General features: G+C 60.8%; 8 protein-coding genes and 1 pseudogene. All 9 read left to right on the top strand.

Annotation, left to right across the window (positions count from 1 at the left end; translation table 11 throughout):
• Positions 1-166 (top strand): annotated as a pseudogene (locus tag AB4Z11_RS12605) (dihydroneopterin triphosphate diphosphatase); the annotation flags it as partial.
• Between the two features lie 69 nt (positions 167-235).
• A complete protein-coding gene (locus AB4Z11_RS12610) occupies positions 236-1,516 on the top strand; it encodes an HD-GYP domain-containing protein (RefSeq protein ID WP_442025593.1) in 1,281 nt (426 codons plus the stop codon).
• The gene (locus AB4Z11_RS12615) at positions 1,513-3,201 is read left to right on the top strand and encodes an ATP-binding protein (protein WP_442025594.1); all 1,689 of its coding nucleotides are present in this window, start codon (positions 1,513-1,515) and stop codon (positions 3,199-3,201) included. The genes AB4Z11_RS12610 and AB4Z11_RS12615 overlap by 4 nt, the downstream gene beginning before the upstream one ends.
• Positions 3,202-3,239: 38 nt before the next feature.
• Positions 3,240-4,052: an endonuclease/exonuclease/phosphatase family protein gene (locus AB4Z11_RS12620; protein WP_442025595.1), complete on the top strand. Its 813-nt coding sequence runs from the start codon at positions 3,240-3,242 to the stop codon at positions 4,050-4,052.
• 3 nt (positions 4,053-4,055) lie between these two features.
• Positions 4,056-5,219, top strand: a complete 1,164-nt coding sequence (gene clsB / locus AB4Z11_RS12625; RefSeq protein WP_442025596.1) for a cardiolipin synthase ClsB — start codon at positions 4,056-4,058, stop codon at positions 5,217-5,219.
• On the top strand, positions 5,219-5,593 hold the full coding sequence (locus AB4Z11_RS12630) for an RNA-binding S4 domain-containing protein (RefSeq protein ID WP_442025600.1): 375 nt from the start codon (positions 5,219-5,221) through the stop codon (positions 5,591-5,593). Before clsB ends, AB4Z11_RS12630 begins: the two co-directional genes overlap by 1 nt.
• Positions 5,594-5,851: 258 nt before the next feature.
• Positions 5,852-6,439, top strand: coding sequence for a TetR/AcrR family transcriptional regulator (locus AB4Z11_RS12635; RefSeq protein WP_442025597.1), 588 nt, complete (start codon positions 5,852-5,854; stop codon positions 6,437-6,439).
• Positions 6,440-6,491: 52 nt separating this feature from the next.
• Entirely contained in the window at positions 6,492-8,282 is a 1,791-nt protein-coding gene (locus AB4Z11_RS12640; RefSeq protein ID WP_442025598.1) for an acyl-CoA dehydrogenase C-terminal domain-containing protein, read from the top strand.
• Between the two features lie 128 nt (positions 8,283-8,410).
• On the top strand, positions 8,411-9,479 hold a 1,069-nt coding region (locus AB4Z11_RS12645), incomplete at its 3' end, for a 3-hydroxyacyl-CoA dehydrogenase family protein (RefSeq protein ID WP_442025599.1).

The raw sequence follows: 9,479 nt of genomic DNA on the forward strand, positions 1-9,479 counted from the left end.
GTTCAGCGTAGAAGTGCCGCGTGAAGTGCCGATCATGCTCAGCCCCCGCGAGCACGTGGCGCATGTCTGGCTATCGTGGCTGGAAGCTGCGGACAAATGCTTCTCGCCCTCCAATGCGGAAGCGGTCCTGCAATTGCCGCATCAGCTAGCAAAGTACAAGGCATAACGCAGCGTGCGTTCTCAGCGAAACTGTGGATAATAGAAACATCCACGTGTGTTCGCGAGGACGGCCACCATGCCAGACACCCAGGACATTTCACCAGAGCAGCTGCAAGTCGGGCTCTATATCCACCTCGATCTGAAATGGTTCGAGCATCCGTTTGCCTTCAGCCAGTTCAAGATCAAGTCTGAAGACCAGATCCGCACCTTGCGCAGTCTCGGCCTGCAAACGATCCGTTTCGATCCTGCCTTGAGCGACGTAAGTCCCACGCCCGCTGCCGGCCATGCGCCGCCGGCACCCGCCGATGAAGCATCGCGCGCGCCGCCCCCGGATTCACCCGAGCTGTTAGCCAAGCGCGCCATGATGGCGCGCATCCAGGAGCAGCGCGAGAACGCTGCGCGCATCGAGCACGCCTTTGCCGACACGGCCAAGTCGATCCGCAATATCGAGAAGAATCTGTTCTCGCGGCCGGAAGAGAGCGTGAAGCAGGCGACGGAGCTGATCGGCCAGATCACGGACTCGATCCTGGTCGCGCCGGACCTCGCCATTCACGTCATGGGCGACAAGGCCGGTGGCGAAGAAATTTATGTGCACTCGCTGAACGTGACCATGCTGTCCATGATGATTGCGCGCGACATCAAGCTGCCGGTGGAAGTCGCCAATGCGCTGGGCATCGGCGCGCTGTTCCACGACATCGGTACCAAGAACATTCCGGACCGCGTATTGAACAAGCACGAAGCGTGGACGCCCGCAGAGCAGAAGCTGTACGAAACCCATGCCCATGGCGGCGCCGAGATCGGGCAGGGGATGCACTTCCCGAATGCTGCGATTGCGATCTGCCGCGACCATCACGAAATGTTCGATGGCAGCGGCTACACGCGCGGCCTGAAGGGCGAAGCGATCGGCCTGCTGGCGCGCATTGTCGCCATCACCAATTACTACGATGAGCTGTGCAACCCGCTGAATGGCAGCGCCGGCTTGACGCCGCACGAAGCGCTGTCGCTGATGTTCGCCAAGCTGCGCACCAAGTTCGATCCCAAGCTGCTGCAAGTGTTCATCCGCTGCCTGGGCGTTTATCCGCCGGGGACCATCGTGCAACTGGCGAACGGCGCCACCGGCATGGTCGCGACCGTGAATACGGACAAGCCGACCAAGCCGGTGCTGGTGATTTACGAATCCGGCGTGCCGCGCGAAGAAGCCATCATGGTGGACCTGGACCGCGAGCCGGATCTGAACATCGTGCGCTCGATCAAACCGGCGCAGGTGCCGAAAGAGATCTTCCATTACCTGAGTCCCCGCAAGCGTGTCAGCTATTACTTCGACGCCGGCAAGCCGGGGCAGGGGGCTGGCGCGTGATCGCCGAACTGCGGCAGCTGATGCTGGACCACAGTCCGCAGATGATGCTGCTGGTCGATCCGTCCGACTTGCGCATTATCGTCACCAACCGTGCGGTGGGACAGGCGCTGGGTTACAGCAGTGAGCAGCTGCTGTCGATGCAGATCACCGATATCGAAAGCTCGCTGCAGGACGTGTTCTACTGGGAAGACGTGCGCAACGGCCAGTACCAGCTGATCGAGGCGCAGGAAGGCGAATATCACTGTGTGGACTCGACGCCGATCACGGTGATGAAATCGGTGCGGCCCGTGGCGTACGAAGGCCATACCCTGCTGCTGGTGCAGGCGCGCGACGTGCGGCAGGAACGCAAGGTGGAGGACACGCTGGAGCATACGCTGTCCCAGTTGCGCACCACGCTGGAATCGACCGGCAACGGCATCCTGGTCATTGACTGGCACAACAACATCGCCAGCATGAACCGCCTGTTCAGCCAGATGTGGCGCATTCCCGTGGATTTGCTGCAAGCGGGGAATGACGCGGCGATCCTGGCCTTCCTCGCCAGCAGCGTGGAGGAATCGGAGTTGTGCCGCGAACGCCTGCAGCAGGTGGTGGACCGCGCCGAAACGGAAGACACCTTCCGCCTGAACGATGGCCGCGTGTTCGAATGCCGTTCGCGTCCGCAGTATCTGGGCGAGCGCATTATCGGCCGCGTGTTCGGCTACACCGATATCACGGAACGCCAGCATGCCGAGGAAGCGCTGCGCGAATCGCGCGATCAGCTGGAGAGCCGCGTGCTGGAACGCACTCTCGCGCTGCAGATGGCGAATGAAACGCTGGAGAAGGAAAAGGAACGCCAGGCCGAATTGATCCGCAAGCTGGGCGAGGCGCAGAACCAGCTGCTGCAATCGGAGAAAATGGCATCCATCGGCGTGCTGGCGGCCGGCGTGGCGCATGAGATCAACAACCCGGTCGGCTTCGTCAACTCGAACCTGAGCAGCCTGCAGCGCTATGCAGGGGCCTTGCTCAAGCTTCTGGACGGCTATGAAGAAGCGGCGGCGCGGCTGGGGGATGCCGACCAGCAGACTCTGGCCGCGCTGCGCCGCGAAGTCGACGCCGATTATGTGCGCGAAGACCTGGGCTGCCTGCTGTCCGAGTCGATGGATGGCCTGGACCGCATCAAGCGCATCGTGCAGGATATGAAAGACTTCTCGCACGTCGGCGCCGGCGACGTGCTGGTGTCCAGCATCGAGGCGGGCCTGGACAGCACGCTGAACGTGGTCTGGAATGAGCTGAAATATAAAGCCGAAGTGGTCAAGGAATACGGCGGCGTGGCGCCCATCGAATGCATTCCCTCGCAGCTGAACCAGGTCTTCATGAACCTGCTGGTGAACGCGGCCCATGCCATCCGCGAACGGGGCCGCATCACCGTGCGCACGCGGCAGGATGCGCAGAATGTGACGGTGGAAGTGTCCGATACCGGCGGCGGCATTCCGGAAGAAAACCTGGGCCGCATTTTCGAACCCTTCTTCACTACCAAGCCGGTAGGGAAGGGCACGGGCCTGGGCCTGTCGCTGTCCTACGGCATCGTGCAGAAACACGGCGGCCGCATCGAGGTGGACAGCATCATCGACAAAGGGACCACCTTCCGCATTATTTTGCCGCGCCAGTCGGTTAGCGAGGCAACCGTGTCACCGCCGCACAATTGATCAGCGGCAAGCGCGGCAGCGGGGGTACAATCAGGTCCATGAAGCTCCGTGTTGCCACCTATAACATTCACAAGGGCGTGTCGTACCGCAGCCATCCGCGCGTGCATGCGCTCAAGAATGCCATTGGCGCCTTCCATGCGGACCTGGTGTTCCTGCAGGAAGTGCAGGGGCAGCATGACCGTATCGAAGCGATGTATGGCGACGAGCAGCATGGCCACCGCAACTGGCCGAAGAAGGCCCAGCATGAATTCTTTGCGGGCGAGTCGCACCAGTCCGTGTATGGCCTGAACGCGCAATACGATCATGGCCACCACGGCAATGCGCTGCTGAGCAAGTACCCGATCGATAAGTGGAGTAATACCGACATTTCGGATCACGCCTACGAGGCCCGTGGCATTCTGCACTCCATCGTGCAGACGCCGGACACCACCGTGCATTGCTACGTGATCCATCTTGGCCTGTTCGAGCGCAGCCGTGTGCGCCAGGTCGAAGCCCTGATCGAAGCGGTGAGGCATTCCGCACCGAATAACGAGCCGGTGATTATCGCCGGCGATTTCAACGACTGGCGCAACACTCTGAGCGCCAAACTGCGCAAGGCGCTGGGAGTGGTCGAGGTCTTTGACGACGTCGGTGCCGGCTCCAGCCTGGGCGACCTGGTCCGTACCCTGGCGCGGCGTGAGGCAGCCGTCCGTCCAGCCCGTACATTCCCGGCAGCCTTGCCCTTTTTCAGGTTGGACCGCATCTATGTTCGAGGGTTCAAGGTAGAATCCGCGGAAGTCCTGCACGGCTCCATGTGGGCCAGGCTGTCGGACCACGCACCTATCGTGGCGAATCTCAAACTGGTGTCTTAGCCTATGCGCCCTGTCGAGTTTATAGCCGATAACGAAGTCACTCTCCTACACTGCGGTACCGAATTTTTCCCAGCCCTGATCGAAGCCATCGATCAGGCGAAGTATGAGGTCTATTTCGAGACCTATATCTTTGCCGACGATGACACGGGCAAGCAGATCAAGGCTGCGCTGAAACTGGCGGCCAGCCGCGGTGTGCAGGTGCGCGTGCTAACGGACTGGTTCGGCACGGGCCACAAGGCCGCCAACCGCATGCATGAAGAGATGGAAGCGGCGGGCGTCGAACATCGCATTTTCAATCCCTGGTTCACGCGCGGCATTACGCGTACCCATCGCAAGATTTGCGTGGTGGACCGCGAGGTGGCGTTCGTGGGCGGCATCAACGTCAATGACGATATGTATGCGGATATCGGCCCGCGCATCCAGCTGGCGGCGCCGCGCTGGGACTTCGCGGTGTCCGTGCGCGGACCGCTGGTCGCCGTGATCCACAAAGAAGCGCAGGCCCAATGGCAGCGCCTGGGCCATATGGGCCTGAAGCAGCGCTATCAGCTGTTCAAGGAAATGCGCAAGGTGGCCAAGGCCGCCAGTGATATGACCGTACACGCGGGCTTCGTGGTGCGCGACAATCTGCGCAACCGTACCAAGATCCAGAAGGCCTATCTGCACGCGCTGGGCCGCGCGCGCAAATCGGTGCTGATCGCAAACCCGTATTTTGCGCCGGGACGCAAATTCCGCCGCGGCCTGGCGAAAGCGGCGCAGCGCGGCGTCGAGGTGGTGCTGTTGATCGGCGTCGGCGAAATCTGGCTGCAGGATGCCGTTGCCCACTCCTTCTATCCAAAGCTGCTGGCGGCGGGGGTGAAAGTGGTTGAATATCGCAAGACGCAGCTGCACGCCAAGGTGGCGGTGATCGACGATGACTGGGCCACGGTCGGCTCCAGCAACGTGGACGGGCTGAGCCTGTTCCTGAACCAGGAAGCGAACGTGGTCATCAAGGATGCCCGCTTCGCTCAAGCCCTGCGCTGCCAGATCGAGGCGGCGGTGGCCGAGGGCGTGGAAGTTCATGCCCAGGATTTCGAGCACGTCGGACGCTTCAAACGGGTCGGCTACGAAATCGCTTATGTTGCATATAAAACACTAATGAGAATTTTTGCTGTAGGGAAATACGCATGATGGACAATGTACGCATCGACAAATGGCTGTGGGCAGCGCGCTTCTTCAAGACCCGCCAGCTGGCCATCGATGCCATCGACAACGGCCGTGTGAAGGCCGGCGGCGACCGCGTCAAACCGTCGCGCGCGGTCAAACTGGGCGACAAGCTGCATATCGACAATGGTTCGGATGAGTGGGATGTGCTGGTAGTCGGCCTCTCCGACAAGCGCCAGTCCGCGCCGATCGCCCGCACGCTATACGAGGAAAGCGAAGACTCGATCGCCCGCCGCGCCAAAGAAGCCGAGCGCCGCCGCTTCTTCCACGAACCCGGCGCCGACATCAAAGGCCGCCCCACCAAACGCGATCGCCGCACCCTGGAAAAAATAGGGACGTAACACCATTCCGCCGGCGCGGAAATGTGTTGCGTCCCCATTTTTTGCGCCCGGTCACACCTGCGTCATTGCTGCTTCGCAATAATAGAACCTCACCTCTAGAACGGCGTTTGACTTTTAAGTCCTGCTGGATAATAGTACGAACGTTCGCAAATCTTTTTGCACCAAAAGAGCCTGTTGGAGAGAGAATAAGATTTTTCCTACATCTCTGAATGGGTACTTACCGTGAGTGGCATTCTTATTAATACTCCAACTAAATTCATGCGCAAAGGCGAAATGACCCGGGCAGCCATTCTGGACGTGGCCCTGGACCTGGCGAGCCGTGACGRCCTGGAAGGCCTGACCATCGGCGTGCTGGCCGACAAAATGAACATGAGTAAGTCCGGCGTATTTGCCCATTTTGGTTCGCGCGAAGATTTGCAGATTGAAGTGTTGAAGCTGTACCACCGCCGTTTCGAGCAGGAAGTCTTTTACCCGGCCATGAAAGAGGCGCGCGGCCTGCCGCGTCTGCGTGCCATGTTCGCGCACTGGGTGAAGAAAGTCAGCGTCGAAATCGCCTCCGGCTGCATCTATATCAGCGGCGCCGTCGAGTACGACGATCGTCCCGGCCCGATCCGCGAGGAACTGGTCGCGATGGTCTCGGCCTGGCAGGGCGCACTGCTGCGTTGCGTGCGCCAGGCCATCGAGAACGGTGACCTGCGCACGGAAACGGACGCTGGCCAGCTGGTCTACGAGATGTACGGCCTGATCCTGGCGCTGCACCATGAAGCCCGCTTCATGCGCAGCCCGGGCAGCGTGGATAGAGCCACCATCGCCTTCAATCGCTTGATCGAGAATTACCAATCCTAACGCTGCGTTTCAGCAGTCTTCAAATAGTCTAAGCCTTCTTCAGGAGAAAAAAATGGGTCAATACGTCGCGCCAATCCGTGATATGCAGTTCGTGCTGCACGAGCTGCTGAACGTGGAAGAGAAGCTGAAGGAACTGCCGGCGCACGCGGAAACCGATGCCGACATCATCAACCAGGTGCTGGAAGAGGGCGCGAAGTTCACCTCCGAAGTGCTGTTCCCGCTGAACCACTCCGGCGACCGCGAAGGCTGCCACCACGATGCCGCGGCCAAGACCGTGACCACTCCGAAGGGCTTCAAGGAAGCGTACAAGCAGTACGTGGAAGGCGGCTGGGCCGCACTGGCCTGCGATCCTGAATACGGCGGCCAGGGCCTGCCTATCGTTCTGAACAACTCGTTCTACGAGATGCTGAACTCCGCCAACCAGGCATGGACCATGTACCCAGGCCTGTCGCACGGCGCCTACGAGTGCCTGAAGGAACACGGCACCGACGAACAGAAGCGCCTGTACCTGCCTAAGCTGGTTTCCGGCGAGTGGACCGGCACCATGTGCCTGACCGAGCCGCACTGCGGCACCGACCTGGGCATGCTGCGTTCGAAAGCCATCCCTAACGCCGACGGTTCCTGGAACATCACCGGCGCCAAGATCTTCATCTCGGCCGGCGAACACGATATGTCCGAAAACATCCTGCACCTGGTGCTGGCACGCGTGCCGGACGCACCGGAAGGTTCGAAGGGCATCTCCCTGTTCCTGGTTCCTAAGTTCCTGCCGAACGCTGACGGTTCCATCGGCGAGCGCAACCCGATCTTCTGCGGCGCGATCGAAGAGAAGATGGGCATCCACGGCAACTCCACCTGCCAGATGAACCTGGACGGCGCCAAGGGCTGGATCATCGGCCAGCCGAACAAGGGCCTGAACGCGATGTTCGTGTTCATGAACGCCGCCCGCCTGGGCGTGGGCGTGCAGTCCCTGGGCCTGACCGAAGTGGCGTACCAGAACGCGCTGGTGTACGCGAAAGACCGCCTGCAAATGCGCTCCCTGTCCGGCGTGAAGAACCCGGACGGTCCTGCCGACCCGATCATCGTGCACCCGGACGTGCGCCGCATGCTGCTGACCGGTAAAGCCTACGCTGAAGGCGCACGTGCCTTCGCATCCTACGTGGCACTGCAGATCGACCGCGAACTGAACCACCCTGACGAAGACGTGCGCAAGGAAGCCGGCGACGAAGTGGCGCTGCTGACCCCGATCATCAAGGCCTTCATCACCGACAATGCATGGACCGCAACCTCCGACGCGATGCAGGTGTACGGTGGCCACGGCTACATCAGCGAGTGGGGCATGGAGCAGTACGTGCGTGACGCTCGTATCAACCTGATTTATGAAGGCACCAACACCGTGCAGTCGCTGGACCTGCTGGGCCGTAAGATCCTGATGGACAACGGCGCCAAGCTGCGCAAGTTCGGCGAGAAAATCCGCGCGTTCGTGGAAGAAAACGGTACCGACGAAGCGATGTCCGAATTCATTACCCCGCTGGGTGACCTGGGCGAGAAAGTCGGCAAGCTGACCATGGAAATCGGCATGAAGGCGTTCCAGAACCAGGATGAAGTGGGCGCTGCCGCCGTGCCTTACCTGCGCGTCGTTGGCCACCTGGTGTACTCCTACTTCTTCGCGCAGATGGYCAAGATCGCGCTGGAAAAGGAAAGCACCGGCGACAAGTTCTACACCTCCAAGCTGGCAACCGCGCGCTTCTACTTCGGCCGCCTGCAGCCTGAAACCGCAACCCTGATCCGCCAGGCACGTTCCGGCGCCGCCAACCTGATGGCCCTGGACGCCGACCTGTTCTAATTGTCTGAAAGCGCCGTTGGCCCTTTTAGAACCCAAGGCAAAGAGCAGGTGGCTGCCACATCGTGGCAGCCACCAGGTTTCCGCCTCTGGTTTAACAAGAAGCCGCCGGCACACCACAAAGGAAAAACATGAGCAACTTCAACGTGAAAAAAGTAGCCGTGCTGGGCGCGGGCGTGATGGGTGCGCAGATCGCGGCCCACTGCGTCAACGCCAAAGTGCCGGTCGTGCTGTTCGACCTGCCGGGTAAGCCGGAGCATGTCTCCGGTGGCACGCCAAAGAACGGCATTGTCCTGCGCGCCATCGAGAATCTGAAAAAGCTGTCCCCGGCGCCGTTCGGCGACAAGGCCGACGCTGAACTGGTCCAGGTCGCCAACTACGAAGACAACCTGGACCTGCTGGCCGGCTGCGACATCATCATCGAAGCCATCGCCGAGCGCATGGACTGGAAGCATGACCTGTACAAGAAGGTCGCTCCGCACATCGGCCAGAACGCCATCTTCGCCTCCAACACTTCCGGCCTCTCGATCGAGAAGCTGGCTGAAGGTTTCGACGCGGACCTGAAGGCGCGCTTCTGCGGCGTGCACTTCTTCAACCCACCGCGCTACATGCACCTGGTGGAACTGATCCCGACCGCTGCCACCAAGCCTGAGATCCTGGACCAGCTGGAAACCTTCCTGACTTCGACCCTGGGCAAGGGCGTGGTGCGCGCAAAAGATACGCCTAACTTCATCGCCAACCGCGTGGGCATCTTCGGCATGCTGGCCACCATTCACGAAGCCGAGAAGTTCGGCCTGTCCGTGGACGTGGTCGACGACCTGACCGGCGCAAAACTGGGCCGCGCCAAGTCCGGCACCTTCCGCACCGCGGACGTGGTCGGCCTGGACACCATGGGCCACGTGATCAAGACCATGCAGGACAACCTGGCTGACGATCCATTCTTCGGCGTCTACAAGACCCCGGCCGTGCTGGCCAAGCTGATCGAGCAGGGCGCCCTGGGCCAGAAGACTGGTGGCGGCTTCTACAAGAAAGTCGGCAAGGACATCAAACGCCTGGACTTCGCATCCGGCGAATACGTTGAAGGCGGCGCGAAAGCAGCCGACATCGTGGCCCGCATCCTGAAGGAAAAGGACCCGGTCAAGAAATTCAAGGCGTTGCGCGAGTCGACCAACCCGCAAGGCCAGTTCCTGTGGGCGATCT

Source organism: Pseudoduganella sp. RAF53_2, assembly GCF_052113985.1.
GTDB lineage: Bacteria > Pseudomonadota > Gammaproteobacteria > Burkholderiales > Burkholderiaceae_D > Rugamonas.